Annotated in this window: 14 protein-coding genes; 2 read left to right on the forward strand and 12 right to left on the reverse strand. The window is 64.8% G+C overall.

What is annotated here, in order from left to right:
* Positions 1 to 47: 47 nt before the first annotated feature.
* Positions 48 to 1,181, reverse strand: coding sequence for an AAA family ATPase (locus GR138_RS20490; protein ID WP_160861128.1), 1,134 nt, complete (start codon positions 1,179 to 1,181; stop codon positions 48 to 50).
* 175 nt (positions 1,182 to 1,356) lie between these two features.
* On the opposite strand from GR138_RS20490, the gene GR138_RS20495 reads away from it, so the two are divergent.
* Both GR138_RS20495 and GR138_RS20500 read left to right on the forward strand, forming a co-directional pair.
* The gene (locus GR138_RS20495) at positions 1,357 to 2,292 is read left to right on the forward strand and encodes a tyrosine recombinase XerC (protein ID WP_160861129.1); all 936 of its coding nucleotides are present in this window, start codon (positions 1,357 to 1,359) and stop codon (positions 2,290 to 2,292) included.
* Between the two features lie 63 nt (positions 2,293 to 2,355).
* Positions 2,356 to 3,438, forward strand: coding sequence for a TraB/GumN family protein (locus GR138_RS20500; RefSeq protein ID WP_160861130.1), 1,083 nt, complete (start codon positions 2,356 to 2,358; stop codon positions 3,436 to 3,438).
* A gap of 3 nt (positions 3,439 to 3,441) precedes the next feature.
* On the opposite strand, the gene GR138_RS20505 is transcribed toward GR138_RS20500, so the two are convergent.
* The 11 genes from GR138_RS20505 to mdh all read right to left on the reverse strand — a co-directional run bounded on the left by GR138_RS20505 (position 3,442) and on the right by mdh (position 15,368).
* Positions 3,442 to 3,930 carry a DUF2867 domain-containing protein gene (locus tag GR138_RS20505; RefSeq protein WP_160861131.1) on the reverse strand — a complete coding sequence of 163 codons (489 nt, stop codon included), beginning with the start codon at positions 3,928 to 3,930 and terminating at the stop codon, positions 3,442 to 3,444.
* Positions 3,931 to 4,013: 83 nt separating this feature from the next.
* Positions 4,014 to 5,420: a dihydrolipoyl dehydrogenase gene (lpdA, locus tag GR138_RS20510; RefSeq protein ID WP_160861132.1), complete on the reverse strand. Its 1,407-nt coding sequence runs from the start codon at positions 5,418 to 5,420 to the stop codon at positions 4,014 to 4,016.
* Positions 5,421 to 5,444: 24 nt separating this feature from the next.
* Positions 5,445 to 6,197 carry an SDR family oxidoreductase gene (locus tag GR138_RS20515; protein WP_160861133.1) on the reverse strand — a complete coding sequence of 251 codons (753 nt, stop codon included), beginning with the start codon at positions 6,195 to 6,197 and terminating at the stop codon, positions 5,445 to 5,447.
* Positions 6,194 to 6,685, reverse strand: a complete 492-nt coding sequence (locus GR138_RS20520) for a hypothetical protein (protein ID WP_069060774.1) — start codon at positions 6,683 to 6,685, stop codon at positions 6,194 to 6,196. Before GR138_RS20520 ends, GR138_RS20515 begins: the two co-directional genes overlap by 4 nt.
* A 2-nt stretch (positions 6,686 to 6,687) precedes the next feature.
* The gene (locus tag GR138_RS20525; protein WP_160861134.1) at positions 6,688 to 7,332 is read right to left on the reverse strand and encodes a LysE family translocator; all 645 of its coding nucleotides are present in this window, start codon (positions 7,330 to 7,332) and stop codon (positions 6,688 to 6,690) included.
* Positions 7,333 to 7,346: 14 nt separating this feature from the next.
* The gene (locus tag GR138_RS20530) at positions 7,347 to 7,760 is read right to left on the reverse strand and encodes an MAPEG family protein (protein WP_160861135.1); all 414 of its coding nucleotides are present in this window, start codon (positions 7,758 to 7,760) and stop codon (positions 7,347 to 7,349) included.
* Between the two features lie 11 nt (positions 7,761 to 7,771).
* Complete coding sequence (gene odhB / locus GR138_RS20535; protein WP_160861136.1) at positions 7,772 to 9,022, reverse strand: 2-oxoglutarate dehydrogenase complex dihydrolipoyllysine-residue succinyltransferase; 1,251 nt, start codon at positions 9,020 to 9,022, stop codon at positions 7,772 to 7,774.
* A gap of 53 nt (positions 9,023 to 9,075) precedes the next feature.
* Entirely contained in the window at positions 9,076 to 12,072 is a 2,997-nt protein-coding gene (locus tag GR138_RS20540) for a 2-oxoglutarate dehydrogenase E1 component (RefSeq protein ID WP_160861137.1), read from the reverse strand.
* Positions 12,073 to 12,219: 147 nt separating this feature from the next.
* Positions 12,220 to 13,122 (reverse strand): succinate--CoA ligase subunit alpha, encoded by a 903-nt coding sequence (sucD, locus tag GR138_RS20545; RefSeq protein WP_160861138.1) that lies wholly within the window; start codon positions 13,120 to 13,122, stop codon positions 12,220 to 12,222.
* 17 nt (positions 13,123 to 13,139) lie between these two features.
* A complete protein-coding gene (gene sucC, locus GR138_RS20550) occupies positions 13,140 to 14,333 on the reverse strand; it encodes an ADP-forming succinate--CoA ligase subunit beta (RefSeq protein WP_160861139.1) in 1,194 nt (397 codons plus the stop codon).
* Positions 14,334 to 14,405: 72 nt separating this feature from the next.
* A complete protein-coding gene (mdh, locus tag GR138_RS20555) occupies positions 14,406 to 15,368 on the reverse strand; it encodes a malate dehydrogenase (protein ID WP_117371244.1) in 963 nt (320 codons plus the stop codon).
* Positions 15,369 to 15,372 lie beyond the last annotated feature (4 nt).

Below are 15,372 nucleotides of genomic sequence, written 5' to 3' on the forward strand. Positions count from 1 at the left end.
CCCCCGGCGCGGCGCGAAGAAAACCGCAAAGATCGCCATCCTTCCGCTCATTCGTCGTCCTCCGCCATTTCGCCGGTCAGCCGCATGCCGTCGATCCAGGTCGCACCGTCATTGCGCACGACGCGTTTTGCCCTCACCCCGCAGCGCGTCTCCACCTCAAGCGCCAGCCGCTCGGAATGGGTGACGATCCAAAGCTGGCTCGATTGCCCGGCGCGCGCGATCATCTCGGCCAGCGGCGGCAGCATGTCGGGATGCAGGCTCGCCTCTGGCTCGTTGAGCGCGATCAGCGGCGGCGTGCGGTAGGAGAGCAGTGCCGCGGCCAGCGCCAGGAAGCGGATCTGTCCGTCGGAAAGCTCGCGCGGCTGGAACACCCGCTGCGGAAACTGCGGAAAGACCAACCCATAGGAGGCGAACTCTTCCGGTTCCGGCACAGAAAGCTGCGCGCCGCCGAAGGCATCCGCCACCGCGCGGTCGAGATCGACCGTATCGCCCCGCGTCCATTTCAACGTCGCGAAGACCGCCGCCATGTTCGCCCCGTCCTCGTCGAGCAGCGGCGCGGTGACGGCAAGGCACGGTTGGCGCAACGCCGAATCCCGGTCGGAGCGAAAGCCGTGGAAGAAGCGCCACTGCGAGACGGCGCGGCGAAAGGTGCCGATTTCCGGATAGTGACCGGCATCGCCAAGCAGCGCCACGGCCGTCTCGGACGCGAGCGCCTGCTCCGGATGTTCGACCATGCGGCCGGCCTCGTTGCGCACCATGATGCCGGGTCCCGCCCGCTTCATCATCGTCACCGGCCGGCGGCCGGTCTCGATCGACAATTCTTCGACCTTGACTTGGGGTTCGAAGGCGAAGCCGGCGGCGGCCGGCGGCCGCAACCCCGCTTCGATGCGATAGCGAAAGGTGATCGCACGCTCTTCATCGAGCAGTTCGGCCTCCAGCCGAATGCGCACCGGCTCGTTCGGCCGGCGCTTGCCGGTCCAGAGCGCCGAGCCCATGCCGCCCTCCGCCGCAATCTCCTGGGCAAAGGTGCCGCGCACCGCCGCCTGCACCAGTTGCAGCGACCGGTAGAGGTTGGATTTCCCCGCCCCGTTCTCGCCGACAAACAGGTTCACCTGCCCGAGATCCATGCGGATCGAACGCAGCGAGCGATAGTTTTCCGCGGACATGGAACGAAGGAGCATGAAACGGATCCGGATTCAAAAACGATGGCGCTCTCTATACAAGCCACCATGTCTAGAGGAAGGCAGGCCGACTTGCCCAGCCCCCGGCCGACCATTAGCGAATCCCTAACGCAAATCACCCATCCTGCGCGCAACCGCTCAGGCATTTTTGCCGGAATTGCTCCAGGGGCAGGATATGACCGAACTTCTCATCATCGCCGACCCGTCCCTGATGGCCGAGCGACAGGGCTGGCTAGCAGCGCTTGCCGACGAGCGCCGGCTCTCCGGCAACACGCTCGACGCCTATGAGCGCGACACCCGTCAGTTCCTCGCCTTCCTCACCGGGCATCTCGCCGCCCCGGCCCGCCTGAAGGATATCGACAACCTGCGCCCGGCCGACCTGCGTGGTTTCCTCGCCTCCCGCCGCCGCGATGGCGCCGGTGCCCGCACGCTCGGCCGCGGCCTTGCTGGCCTGCGCTCCTTCCTGCGCCATCTGGAGCGCAAGGGGCTTGCCAATGCAGCCGGCGCTTCCGCCGTGCGCTCGCCGAAACAGCCGAAATCCCTGCCCAAGCCGCTGTCCGACCGCCAGGCCATCGCCGTCGTCGATGCGCACGAGCAACTGGCCGACGAACCCTGGATCCGCACGCGCAACGCCGCCGTGCTGACGCTGCTTTACGGCTGCGGCCTGCGCATCTCCGAGGCGCTGTCGCTGACGCCGGCCGATTTCGCCGGCACGCCGACGTCGCTGCGCATCACCGGCAAGGGCGACAAGACGCGTATCGTGCCGTTGATCGCCCCGGCGCTGACCGGCGTCGAGGACTATATCAAACTCTGCCCCATCCCGCTTGCCGACGACAGGCCGCTTTTCCGCGGCGCGCGCGGCGGGCCGTTGCAGCCGGCCATCATCCAGCGCGAGATGCAGAAGATGCGCGGCGCGCTCGGTCTGCCCGACAGTGCCACACCCCATGCGCTGCGCCATTCCTTCGCCACGCATCTGCTCGCCGGCGGCGGTGACCTGCGCACCATCCAGGAATTGCTCGGCCACGCCAGCCTCTCGACGACGCAGGTCTATACCGGCGTCGATTCGGCCCGCCTGCTCGAAATCTACGACCGTGCCCATCCCCGCGCCTGATACCCGTTAAGAGATTATGAGGGGGAGGCCGCTAGGGTCGCCGAAAATGACAGGGAGTCGACCATGATCGTCACACTGCAGAAAAGCCGCAACGCCATCGCCGACCGCCTGGCGGATGCCGGGCTCTGGATGATGGCAGCGCTGCATGTGCTGATCGCCCTCTCCTTCCTCGTCGTTCTGGCGACGCTCTCTCCCGCCAATGCACAGGAACCGCCGGTCTGCGGCGGCGATAACCTGCTGACGAAATACGAGAAGGACGATCCGGCGGGCTTTGCCAAGCTGCGCGCCGAGGCGGACGCCATACCGAACGGCAAGGGCATCTTCTGGAAGATCGAGAAGGATGGCCAGCCCGCCTCCTGGCTGCTCGGCACCATGCACGTGACCGATCCGCGCGTTCTCGCCATGCCGGAGGCCGCACGTACCGCCTATGCCGCTGCCTCGACCATCGTCGTCGAATCGGACGAAATCGCTGACGAAAAGAAGACGGCCGCGGCAATCATGACGCGCCCCGACCTCACCATGTTCACAGATGGCAAATCCATCACCGACTTCCTCGACAAGGACGGTGCCGACAAACTGGCGGAAGGCCTCAAGACCCGCGGCCTGTCGCTCGCCGCCGTCGGCCGCATGAAGCCGTGGATGATCATGAGCTTCGTCGCCCTTCCCGCCTGCGAAGTCGCCCGCAAGACATCCGGCATCGCCTTCCTCGATCAGCGCCTCGCCAGGGATGCGCTTGCCGATGGCAAGACGCTGAAGGGTCTCGAAACCCTGATCGAACAGATTTCGGCGCTTGATTCGCTGCCGATCGAGCCGCAGGTGGAAGGCCTCGTCCAGACGCTGGCGCTTGGCGACACGCTGAAGGATGTCATCGAGACGATGAGCCAGCTCTATCTCGCCGGCGACACCGGCATGATCATGCCGATGATGCGGGCGGCCTCCCCCCAGACGGACGACGACAAGGCGGCCTATGCCGATTTCGAGCAGCGCATCATCATCGACCGCAATCATACCATGGCGGAGCGCGCAGCCCCCATCCTGGCGAGCGGCAACGTCTTCATCGCCGTCGGCAGCCTGCATCTTCCGGGTGCAGAAGGCGTCGTGGAACTGCTGCGCAAACAGGGTTTTACCGTTACCGCGGTGAACTGAACCTCACCGCTCTGTCACCTGGCGGCCGATGCCGGACAGTATCGTGCAAACGATCAGCTTGTGGAACGGCATGACGGCCGCGAGATAAAGCCGGCCGAACAGGTTGTTGCGGTGCACGAGCGTCATCACGCTGAGCGTCTGGCCATTCGGCCGGTCCTGCCGGATATCGATGACGATGCGGAAATCCAGATGCCGGTCGTCGAAACCAAGCACCACCCGGTCGTCGCTGGCGCTGACCACCGGAAAACCGCCGATCTCCGTTTCCGATGTCTTCACCTGCTCTGCCGCTCCCTTCAGCCCGAAGGGCGCAACGAGCGCGTTGCGCAGCACCATCAGCCGGCGCACCCAGCCCGGCGGATGCTCCAGCGCCAGCCGTGTGGCCTCGCGCGCTGTAAGATTGTCGACGGGCAGGCCGAGCGTGAACCGATCCGCCCAGTCGGCGGATGGAAGCAGCGGATGCGGGAGCGAGACGGGTCTCGATACGGGGGACATGAAGGCCATCCTTTACAGCCTTCATGGTGCCCCTGTTCGGCGGGCGAGGACAGGCGGCCGGTTGTCGCAGCCGCCTGAGGCGATCACATGTGGATCGGCTTGAAGAAGGTTGCGAGTGCCGCTTCCTTGACGGCTTCCGACATGGTCGGGTGCGCGTGGCAGGTGCGGCCGAGATCTTCCGAGGAACCGCCGAACTCCATCAGCACGGCCGCCTCGTGGATCATTTCGCCGGCGCCGAAGCCGACGATATGCACGCCGAGCACGCGGTCGGTCTCCTTGTCGGCCAGAACCTTGACGAAGCCGTCGGTCGCCAGCATGGCGCGGGCGCGGCCGTTTGCCGTGAACGGGAATTTTCCGGCCTTGTAGGCGATGCCCGCGGCCTTCAGTTCCTCTTCCGTCTTGCCGACGGAGGCGACTTCCGGCTGGGTGTAGACGACGCCCGGAATGACGTCGTAGTTCACATGGCCGGCCTGGCCGGCGAGGATTTCCGCAACGGCGACACCCTCGTCTTCCGCCTTGTGGGCGAGCATCGGGCCACGCACCACGTCGCCCAGTGCATAAATGCCGGGAACGTTGGTCTGGAAGTGATTGTCGATCTCGACACGGCCGCGGTTGTCGAGCGCGACACCGGCTTCCTTGAGGCCGAGGCCTTCAGTGTAGGGCTTGCGGCCGGTGGCGATCAGCACGACGTCGGCGTCGATCGTGGTGGCATCACCGCCCTTGACCGGCTCGAAGGTCACCTTGGCGCCCGAACCTGCCTTCTCGACGCCCGTCACCTTGGCGCCGAGCTTGAAGTCCATGCCCTGCTTGGCGAGCATGCGCTGGAACTGCTTGGAGACATCGCCATCCATGCCGCCGAGGATCGTGTCGAGATATTCGACGACCGTCACCTTGGCGCCAAGGCGAGCCCAGACCGAGCCGAGCTCGAGACCGATCACGCCGCCGCCGACGACGATGAGATGACCCGGCACCTTCTCCAGCGCGATGCCGCCGGTGGAGGAGACGATGATGGTCTCATCGATATCGACCGAAACGCCGGGAATGCCGGCAACGTCGGAGCCGGTGGCGATGACGATGTTCTTCGTCTCCAGAACCTGCTCTTCGCCCTTGTCACTGGTGACGGAGACCTTGCCCGCGCCCAGCACCTTGCCGGTGCCCTGGATGCCGTCGATCTTGTTCTTCTTGAACAGGAAGGCGACGCCGTCGACGTTCGACTTCACGGTCGCATCCTTGTGCGCCATCATCTTCGGCAGGTTGAGGGTGGGCTTCACGCCATCGATTCCGAGCGCTTCCATGCCGTGGGCGGCGTGGCTGTAGGTCTCCGACGCATGCAGCAGCGCCTTGGACGGGATGCAGCCGACATTGAGGCAGGTGCCGCCATAGGTCGCGCGCTTTTCGACGACCGCGACCTTCAGGCCGAGCTGGGCCGCCTTGATGGCGCAGACATAGCCGCCGGGGCCGGAACCGATAACGATGAGATCATATGCCATGACAAGTCCTTCCTGCGCGGGGGCCTAACGGCCGCCGCTGACGTTGAGGGCGGCACCCGTCACATAGGATGCCGCATCGGAGAGAAGATAGAGAATGGAATGGGCGACTTCATCGGCCGTGCCCGCCCGCTGCATCGGGATCAGCGAGGCTGCGTCGCGCGCCCGGTCCGGCAGGCCGCCAGAGGCGTGGATGTCGGTATCGATGATGCCGGGGCGCACGAGATTGACGCGGATGCCCTCCGCCGCCACTTCACGGGAGAGCCCGACGGTAAAGCTCTCGATCGCGCCCTTGCTCGCGGCGTAATCGATATATTGCCCGGCCGAGCCGAGCTGGGCCGCCACCGAGGAAATGTTGACGATCGAGCCGCCCTTGCCACCATGCAGCGTCGACATGCGCCGCACCGCCTCCTGCGCACAGCGGATCGAGCCCATGACGTTGACGGCGAACATGCGCTCCAGCCGCTCGGCGGACATCTCGTCGAGACGCTGGGGCAGGGCGACGATGCCGGCATTGTTGACCAGCCCGTCGAGCCGGCCGAAGGTGCCGTCGATCGCCGAAAAGATCGAGGCAAGGCCGAGCTCACTGCCGACATCACCCTGAACGGCAATCGCCGAGCCGCCGAGTGCGTGGATCTGCGCGACGACCGCCTCGGCCGCGTCGAGGTTCGAGACGTAGTTCACCGCGACCTGCCAGCCGGCAGCGCCCGCCATGCGGCAGACACTCGCGCCGATGCCACGACTGCCGCCGGTAACGAGAAGAACGGGCGCTTCCGTCATGCGGCGCATCCCTTCCGCTTGAACACGTCCCACGGCGCGACCTTGGCCTTGCCCTCATCCCACAGCGTCGAATAGCGCAGCGACGGCCCGAAGCCGGCCAGCAGCAGCGTCTCGGCAGCCTTGGCGCCTTCCTCCGGCAGGACGGCGGCATCACCGGCGCCATCGAGCACGTAGATCACGCCTTCCCACACGGTGCAGGCGGCGATCTCTTCGCCGGTCACGTCGCCCTCCGGGCAATTGTGCATGACCATGCCGTTGGAACGGACAGGGTCGTCACCGGGCATGACGATGCCGTCGAGAACGGTCTTGCTCGAAAGAACCTTCAGCTTGAAGTGATGACTGGTTGCCGCGGCACTCGACCCGACCGGTTCGAAGGTCAGCTCATAGCCCCCGTCGCGATCCGCATAGATCGCGCGGTCCTGCCGGCACTCCGCCGCGGAAGCGGCGGTCGCGGCAACGAGACCGAGGAAAACGAGGGCGGTGCGCATGCTCAGTGGGCCTTTTCCGTGGCGAGCTTGATGCCGAGCGCGATGAAGACGAGGCCGCTGGCCCGGTCGATCCACTGGCTGGCGCGGGAAAACGCCGCCCGCATGCGCGGCGTCGTCATGAACAGCGACACACCGACGAACCAGGCGATGAGGCAGGTGGCCATGACGAGGCCGTAACCGAACTTGATGGCGATCGGCGTGTGGGCGCTGACGACGGTCGAGAAGATCGACAGGAAGAAGAAGACCGGCTTGGGGTTCAGCGCATTGGCGAGGAAGCCGAGGCCGAAGGCGCGCAGCGCCGACTGGCCGCCTTTGCCATCCTCGTTGCCCTTCACCGCCTCGACGGACATGTCCGTCTTGCCGGCGCGCAAGGCCTTGATGCCGATATAGATGAGGTAGGCGACGCCGCACCACTTCACGATGTTGAAGAGGTAGATCGACTGGGAAATGATGAGGCCGAGGCCGAGGATCGTATAGGTGACGTGGAACATCAGCGAGGTGCCGACGCCGAAGGACGTGATGATCGCCGCGCGGCGCCCATGCACGATCGACTGGCGCATGACCATGGCCAGATCCGCACCGGGCGAGACGATGGCAAAGGAGAAGATCGCCATCAGCGAGGCGAGTTCCAGAAAATAGCCCGTCATGGGATGTCTGCCTCCTAGAAGATGACCACGCCCGCCATGACCGCGAGACCCGCCAGCGAGACGAGCCAGACGAGCGAGCGGATATAGGGAATGCCTGCAAGATAGAGCGGGATATAGACGAGGCGGGCGACGAACCACAGCCACGCCCCGACGAGCCCCCAGCCCGCCGGGTCGCCCGCAAGGACAAGCGCCAGCGCAAGAGCGACGAAGGCGGGATAGGTTTCTCGGAAATTCGCCGACGTGCGCGCCGCACGTCCGGCGAGCGCGCCTTTCGGCTCCCGCGCGTCATCGCGCGGGCCGGCGTTCCATTGGGAGCCAAGCTCCCGCGTGGACAGCACGCCCTGGAGCCCGATATGGAAGACGAGCAGCGCCACGCTCAGTGCCAGAAGCACGAGCATCGGCGAAGATGCAGACACTGCCGCCTCCATAGGGACCTCCCTTACAGATCGAGAACGAGGCGTTCCGGATCTTCCAGGCTGTCCTTGACGCGGACCAGGAAGGTCACCGCTTCCTTGCCGTCGACCATGCGGTGATCATAGGAGAGCGCGAGATACATCATCGGACGGATGACGATCTGGCCGCCGACGACGACCGGGCGCTCCTGGATCTTGTGCATGCCGAGAATGCCCGACTGCGGCGCGTTGAGGATCGGCGAGGACATCAGCGAGCCGTAGACGCCGCCGTTCGAGATGGTGAACGTGCCGCCCTGCATGTCGGCCATCGACAACGCGCCATCACGGGCGAGCTTGCCGAGACGGCCGATATCCTTCTCGATTTCGGCAATCGACATCTGGTCGGCATCGCGCACGACCGGGACCACGAGGCCCTTGTCCGTGCCGACGGCGACGCCGATGTGGCAGTAGTTCTTGTAGATGATGTCGGTGCCGTCGATCTCGGCGTTGACGGCCGGGAGCTCCTTCAGCGCGTGCGTCACGGCCTTGGTGAAGAAGCCCATGAAGCCGAGCTTCACGCCGTGCTTCTTCTCGAACAGGTCCTTGTAGCGGTTGCGCAGGTCCATCACGGCCGACATGTCCACCTCGTTATAGGTGGTGAGCATGGCGGCGGTGTTCTGGGCGTCCTTGAGGCGCTTGGCGATCGTCTGGCGCAGGCGCGTCATCTTCACGCGCTCTTCGCGCGGCGCATCGGCTTCCGAGGATGCCGCACGCGCAACCTTGACCGGTTCGGTCGCAGCAGCGGCCGGGGTCGAAGCCGTGATGCCCTTGGCAACAGCGGCGATCACGTCACCCTTCAGCACCTGGCCACGCTTGCCGGAGCCGTCGACCTGGTCGGCCGAGACGTTGTTTTCAGCCAGCAGCTTCGCAGCCGAAGGGGCCGGCGGCATGGAGGAGGCCGCGGCAGCCGGCTTTGCTTCTGCGGCGGGCGCCGCGGCAGCAGCCTTCTCGACCTTCTCGACCTTTTCGGCAGCGGCCGGAGCAGCCGCACCGGCGGACGCGCCCTCGGAGATCTGGCCGAGCAGGCCGCCCGGCTCGACCGTCTCGCCGGCATTCGCGACGATTTCCGACAGGACGCCGGAAGCGGGTGCGGGCACTTCGATCGTCACCTTGTCGGTTTCGAGCTCACAGAGCGGTTCATCGGCCTTGATGACGTCGCCGACCTTCTTGAACCAGGTGCCGACGGTGGCTTCGCTGACGGATTCGCCCAAAGTCGGGACGCGGATTTCGGTAGCCATGAGTGTGTTCCGTTCGTTGTATCTTTGTCGCGGTTACTGGGAAGCCGGGCGGATCAACCGCCCAGCGCGTCCTCGAGGAAGGCGGCGAGCTGCGCGAGGTGCTTGGACATCAGGCCCGTTGCCGGCGAGGCGGCGGCCGGACGGCCGGTATAGCGCACGCGCTGGTACTTGGCGTCGATATGGGCAAGCACCCATTCGAGATAGGGGTCGATGAAGGCCCAGCCACCCATGTTCTTGGGCTCTTCCTGGCACCAGACCATCTCGGCATTGCGGAAGCGCGAGAGCTCGTTGATCAGCGCCTTGGCCGGGAACGGGTAAAGCTGTTCCAGGCGCAGCAGGTAGACGTCGTCGATGCCACGCTTTTCGCGCTCTTCCAGGAGGTCGTAATAGACCTTGCCCGAGCACATCACGACGCGACGGATCTTCGCGTCCTTCTGCAGCTTGATCGGGCCGTCCTTGATGACCTCCGCATCGTCCCACAGCAGGCGGTGGAACGAGCTTTCGCCGGCCATTTCCGACAGCGACGACACGGCGCGCTTGTGACGCAGCAGCGACTTCGGCGTCATCATGATCAGCGGCTTGCGGAAGTCGCGCTTCACCTGGCGGCGCAGGATGTGGAAGTAGTTCGCCGGCGTCGTGACGTTGGCGACCTGCATGTTGTCTTCGGCGCACATCTGCAGCCAGCGCTCGAGGCGGGCCGAGGAGTGTTCCGGACCCTGGCCCTCATAGCCGTGCGGCAGCAGGCAGACGAGGCCCGACATGCGCAGCCACTTGCGTTCGCCCGACGAGATGAACTGGTCGAACACGACCTGCGCACCGTTGGCGAAATCGCCGAACTGGGCTTCCCACAGCGTCAGCGCGTTCGGACGGGCGAGCGAATAGCCGTATTCGAAACCGAGCACCGCCTCTTCCGAGAGCATCGAGTTGATGACCTCGTAACGCGCCTGGGTCGGCGAGAGATTGGCGAGCGGGATGTAGCGGTCTTCGGTCTCCTGGTCGTAGAGGACCGAATGACGCTGCGAGAAGGTGCCGCGTTCGCAGTCCTGGCCGGACAGGCGAATCTTCGTGCCCTCGACGCAGAGCGTGCCGAAGGCGAGCGCTTCCGCCATCGCCCAGTCGATACCCTCGCCCGTCTCGACCATCTGCATGCGGTTGTCCATGAACCGCTGGATGGTCTTGTGCGCGCGGAACCCTTCCGGGATCGTCGCGATCTTGCGGCCGATTTCCTTCAACTGCTTCATCGGCACCGAGGTCTTGCCGCGGCGCTGTTCGTCCTGGTTGTCGGCCGAGCGCAGGCCGGACCAGACGCCGTCGAGCCAGTCGGCCTTGTTCGGCTTGTAGGACTGGCCGATCTCGAACTCCGTTTCGAGGTTGGCGCGCCAGTCGGCCTTCATCTTCTCGAATTCGCCTTCGGAGATAACGCCTTCGGCGATGAGGCGCGACGCATAGAGGTTGACCACGGTCTTGTGGGCACGGATCGCCTTGTACATCTTCGGCTGCGTGAACGCCGGCTCGTCGCCTTCGTTGTGGCCGAAGCGACGGTAGCAGAACATGTCGAGCACGACCGGCTTGTGGAACTTCATGCGGAATTCGGTGGCGACCTTGGCCGCGTAGGTCACAGCTTCCGGGTCGTCGCCGTTCACATGGAAGATCGGCGCCTCGATCATCTTCGCCACATCCGACGGATAGGGCGAGGAGCGCGAGAAGGCCGGGTTCGTGGTGAAACCGATCTGGTTGTTGATGATGACGTGCACCGTGCCGGCCACGCGATGGCCGCGCAGGCCGGACAGGCCGAGGATTTCGGCCGTCACGCCCTGGCCGGCGAAGGCCGCGTCGCCATGCAGCAGGAGCGGCATGACCTGAGCGCGTTCGGACAGCGGAATGATGTCACCCTCGAACACCTTCGCCATCTGGTCCTGCTTGGCGCGGGCCTTGCCCATGACGACGGGATTGACGATTTCGAGATGCGAGGGGTTTGCCGTCAGCGACAGGTGCACCTTGTTGCCGTCGAACTCACGGTCCGAGGAGGCGCCGAGGTGATACTTCACGTCGCCGGAGCCTTCCACTTCATCAGGCGCGTAGGAGCCGCCCTTGAACTCGTGGAAGACGGCGCGATGCGGCTTGGCCATCACGTTCGTCAGAACGTTGAGGCGGCCGCGGTGGGCCATGCCGAGCACGATTTCCTTGAGGCCGAGCTGGCCGCCGCGCTTGATGATCTGTTCCAGCGCCGGGATCAGCGCTTCGGCGCCATCGAGGCCGAAACGCTTGGTGCCCTTGTACTTGACGTCGATGAACTGCTCGAAGCCTTCCGCCTCGATCAGCTTCTGCAGGATCGCCTTCTTGCCTTCCGGCGTGAACTCGACACCCTTGTCCGGACCTTCGATGCGTTCCTGGATCCAGCCCTTCTCTTCCGGGTTGGAGATGTGCATGAATTCGACGCCGATCGTCGAGCAATAGGTGCGCTCGAGGATGTCGACCATTTCGCGCACGGTGGCGTATTCGAGGCCGAGCACGTTGTCGATGAAGATCTTGCGGTCGAGGTCGGCATCGGTGAAGCCGTAGTTCGACGGCGACAGCTCATGATAGTCCTCGACCGGCGCGGCAATGGCCAGCGGGTCGAGCTTGGCGTGCAGATGGCCGCGGGCGCGATAGGCGCGGATCATCATGATGGCGCGCACCGAGTCGCGGGTCGCCTGGTTGACATCGGCCTGGTTGACCGGCGCGCCGCTCTTGGCGGCAACGGCTTCGGCCTTCGCCTGGACCTTCTTCTCAAGAACCTTCTCGACGACGCCCCAGTTGCCGTCGAGCGCCGAGACGAGTTCGCCATTGGCGACGATCGGCCAGTTCGACCGCTGCCACGAGGCGCCCTTGGCGGCCTTCACGACATCGGATGGCTCCTCGGCCAGCGCCTTGAAAAAGGCCCGCCATTCCTCGTTTACCGAGGCGGGGTCCGTCTCGTACCGGGCATGGAGCTGTTCGATATAGGCTGCGTTCGCGCCGTCGAGGAAGGACGTGGCGAGAAATTGTTCGTTGGCGTCTTGTCGTGCCATGGTGTTTCGCGGGCGTAGCACCCGCCTCCCGAACGATCGTGTTGACCGGGCTGCCCCCGGTTTGCCGCCCGCCGCCTGCCTGTCCGCATCGCGCCGGGAAGAAACGGACCGGCCGGCATGTCTGCCGGCCCATCCTTGTTTTCGGTGTCAGCCCTTCAGGACTTCGACCAGCGTCTTGCCGAGACGCGCCGGCGACGGCGAGACGCGGATGCCCGCTGCCTCCATCGCGGCGATCTTGGATTCCGCGTCACCCTTGCCGCCGGAGACGACAGCGCCGGCGTGGCCCATGGTGCGGCCCTTCGGTGCGGTACGGCCCGCGATGAAGCCGGCCATCGGCTTCTTGCGGCCCTTCTTGGCTTCGTCGATGAGGAACTGCGCCGCATCTTCTTCCGCCGAGCCGCCGATTTCGCCGATCATGATGATGGAGGTCGTGGCGTCGTCGGCCAGGAACATCTCCAGGACATCGATGAACTCGGTGCCCTTGACCGGGTCGCCGCCGATGCCGACAGCCGTGGTCTGGCCGAGGCCCTCGTTGGAGGTCTGGAACACGGCTTCATAGGTCAGCGTGCCGGAGCGCGAGACGATACCGACCGAGCCCTTGCGGAAGATCGAGCCCGGCATGATGCCGATCTTGCATTCTTCCGGCGTCAGGATACCGGGGCAGTTCGGGCCAAGCAGGCGCGAGGAGGAGCGGTCGAGGCGGGCCTTGACGCGCACCATGTCGGCCACCGGAATGCCTTCGGTGATGCAGGTGATGAACGGGATTTCCGCTTCGATCGCCTCGATGATCGCGTCCGCGGCACCGGCCGGCGGAACGTAGATCACGGATGCGTCCGCACCGGTCTTTTCCTTGCCTTCGGCGACGGAGGCGAAGATCGGCAGGCTTTCGCCCTTGGAGCCGGTCCAGGTTTCGCCGCCCTTCTTCGGGTGGATGCCGCCGACCATCTGCGTGCCGTAATAGGCGAGCGCCTGTTCGGTGTGGAAGGTCCCGGTCTTGCCGGTCAGGCCCTGGACGAGGACCTTGGTGTTCTTGTTGACGAGAATCGACATGAGGTCTGGTCCTTCAATTAGCCGTTGATCGCGGCGACGATCTTCTTGGCAGCATCGTCCAGATCGTCGGCGGCGGTGATCGCCAGGCCCGATTCGTTCAGGATCTTCTTGCCAAGTTCGACATTCGTGCCTTCGAGACGAACGACCAGCGGAACCTTGAGGCCCACTTCCTGCACGGCCGCGACGACGCCTTCAGCGATGACGTCGCACTTCATGATGCCGCCGAAGATGTTGACGAGGATGCCCTCGACCTTCGGGTCGGCCGTGATGATCTTGAAGGCCGCCGCGACCTTCTCCTTGCCGGCGCCGCCGCCGACGTCGCAGAAGTTCGCCGGCTCCTTGCCGTACAGCTTGATGATGTCCATCGTCGCCATGGCGAGGCCGGCACCGTTGACCATGCAGCCGATATTGCCGTCGAGCGCCACGTAAGCGAGGTCCCACTTGGAGGCTTCGATTTCCTTGGCGTCTTCTTCGGTCTCGTCACGCAGCGCCTTGATGTCGTCGTGGCGGAACAGTGCGTTGCCGTCGAACGAGACCTTGGCGTCGAGAACGCGCATGCGGCCGTTCTTCATGACGATCAGCGGATTGATCTCGAGCAGGCTCATGTCCTTCTCGACAAAGGCCTTGTAGAGGATCGGGAAGAGCTTTTCGGCGTCGGCCTTGGCTTCGCCGTCGAGCTTCAGGGCCGAGGTAAGCTTCGCCAGGTCGTCGGCGGTGACGCCGGCTTCCGGGTTGATCGCAACGGTGAGGATCTTTTCCGGCGTGTCATGCGCAACGGCCTCGATGTCCATGCCGCCTTCCGTCGAAACGACGAAGGCGACCTGGCCGACGGAGCGGTCGACGAGCAGCGAGAGATAGAGTTCACGGTCGATGTCGGCGCCGTCCTCGATATAGAGGCGGTTCACCTGCTTGCCGGCCGGGCCGGTCTGGGCGGTGACGAGCGTGTTGCCGAGCATTTCCTTGGCATGGGCCTTGGCTTCCTCGATCGAGAAGGCGAGGCGCACGCCGCCCTTGGCGTCGGGACCGAGTTCCTTGAACTTGCCCTTGCCGCGGCCACCGGCGTGGATCTGGCTCTTGACGACGTAGAGCGGGCCGGGAAGCGACTTCGCAGCCGCTTCCGCCTCGTCGGCAGAGAAGATGGCAACGCCCTCGGCGACCGGAGCGCCAAAGCTCTTCAGCAGAGCCTTGCCCTGATATTCATGGATGTTCATGGGATAAATCCTGTCTGAGCACGTCCAGCAAAAATGGTTCTGCCGGACGTGCGTGAAACAAAAGAACCGGGATTACTTCAGCGAAGGCGCGATGTTGATGCAGGCTTCGCAAAGGCCGGCGACGGCTGCGACCGACTTCTCGAAGGCTTCCTGTTCGGCCTTGTTGAACTCGACCTCGATGATGCGCTCGACGCCGCCTTCACCGATGATGGTGGGCACGCCGACATACATGTCCTTCACGCCGTACTGGCCGGAGAGGTAGGCAGCGCAGGGCAGGACGCGCTTCTTGTCCTTGAGGTAGGACTCGGCCATCTCGATCGCCGAAGCGGCCGGCGCATAGTAGGCCGAGCCGGTCTTGAGCAGGCCGACGATTTCGGCGCCGCCGTCACGGGTGCGCTGGATGATTTCTTCCAGGCGTTCCTTGGTGACCCAGCCCATCTTGACGAGATCAGTGAGCGGAATGCCGCCGACGGTCGAGTAACGGGCGAGCGGCACCATCGTGTCGCCGTGACCGCCGAGAACGAAGGCGGTGACGTCCTGGACGGAGACCTTGAATTCTTCGGAGAGGAAGAGGCGGAAGCGGGCCGAGTCCAGCACGCCGGCCATGCCGACGACCATGTTCTTCGGCAGGCCCGAGAACTTCTGCAGCGCCCAGACCATCGCGTCGAGCGGGTTGGTGATGCAGATGACGAAGGCGTTCGGCGCGTACTTCTTGATGCCGGCGCCGACCTGCTCCATGACCTTGAGGTTGATGCCGAGCAGGTCGTCGCGGCTCATGCCGGGCTTGCGGGCAACACCGGCGGTGACGATGCAGACATCCGCACCTTCGATCGCAGCGTAATCACTGGCACCCGTCAGCGAGGCGTTGAAGCCTTCGACGGGCGAGGACTGGGCGATATCGAGGCCCTTGCCCTGCGGGATACCGTCGGCAATGTCGAAGAGGACGATGTCGCCCAGCTCCTTCAGGCCGGCGAGATGCGCCAGCGTGCCACCGATCATGCCAGAACCAATAAGTGCGATCTTCTTGCGGGCCATGAAA

It is taken from the genome of Shinella kummerowiae (assembly GCF_009827055.1).
Lineage (GTDB): Bacteria > Pseudomonadota > Alphaproteobacteria > Rhizobiales > Rhizobiaceae > Shinella > Shinella kummerowiae.

Excerpts from the sequence above, each read along its gene's own strand:
- GR138_RS20500 (WP_160861130.1), top strand. The coding sequence starts at position 2,356 with ATGATCGTCACACTGCAGAAAAGCCGCAACGCCATCGCCGACCGCCTG.
- GR138_RS20525 (WP_160861134.1), bottom strand. The coding sequence starts at position 7,332 with ATGACGGGCTATTTTCTGGAACTCGCCTCGCTGATGGCGATCTTCTCC.
- GR138_RS20530 (WP_160861135.1), bottom strand. The coding sequence starts at position 7,760 with ATGGAGGCGGCAGTGTCTGCATCTTCGCCGATGCTCGTGCTTCTGGCA.
- GR138_RS20505 (WP_160861131.1), bottom strand. The coding sequence starts at position 3,930 with ATGTCCCCCGTATCGAGACCCGTCTCGCTCCCGCATCCGCTGCTTCCA.
- sucC (WP_160861139.1), bottom strand. The coding sequence starts at position 14,333 with ATGAACATCCATGAATATCAGGGCAAGGCTCTGCTGAAGAGCTTTGGC.
- GR138_RS20520 (WP_069060774.1), bottom strand. The coding sequence starts at position 6,685 with ATGCGCACCGCCCTCGTTTTCCTCGGTCTCGTTGCCGCGACCGCCGCT.
- GR138_RS20495 (WP_160861129.1), top strand. The coding sequence starts at position 1,357 with ATGACCGAACTTCTCATCATCGCCGACCCGTCCCTGATGGCCGAGCGA.
- odhB (WP_160861136.1), bottom strand. The coding sequence starts at position 9,022 with ATGGCTACCGAAATCCGCGTCCCGACTTTGGGCGAATCCGTCAGCGAA.
- GR138_RS20490 (WP_160861128.1), bottom strand. The coding sequence starts at position 1,181 with ATGCTCCTTCGTTCCATGTCCGCGGAAAACTATCGCTCGCTGCGTTCG.
- GR138_RS20540 (WP_160861137.1), bottom strand. The coding sequence starts at position 12,072 with ATGGCACGACAAGACGCCAACGAACAATTTCTCGCCACGTCCTTCCTC.
- GR138_RS20515 (WP_160861133.1), bottom strand. The coding sequence starts at position 6,197 with ATGACGGAAGCGCCCGTTCTTCTCGTTACCGGCGGCAGTCGTGGCATC.
- mdh (WP_117371244.1), bottom strand. The coding sequence starts at position 15,368 with ATGGCCCGCAAGAAGATCGCACTTATTGGTTCTGGCATGATCGGTGGC.
- lpdA (WP_160861132.1), bottom strand. The coding sequence starts at position 5,420 with ATGGCATATGATCTCATCGTTATCGGTTCCGGCCCCGGCGGCTATGTC.
- sucD (WP_160861138.1), bottom strand. The coding sequence starts at position 13,122 with ATGTCGATTCTCGTCAACAAGAACACCAAGGTCCTCGTCCAGGGCCTG.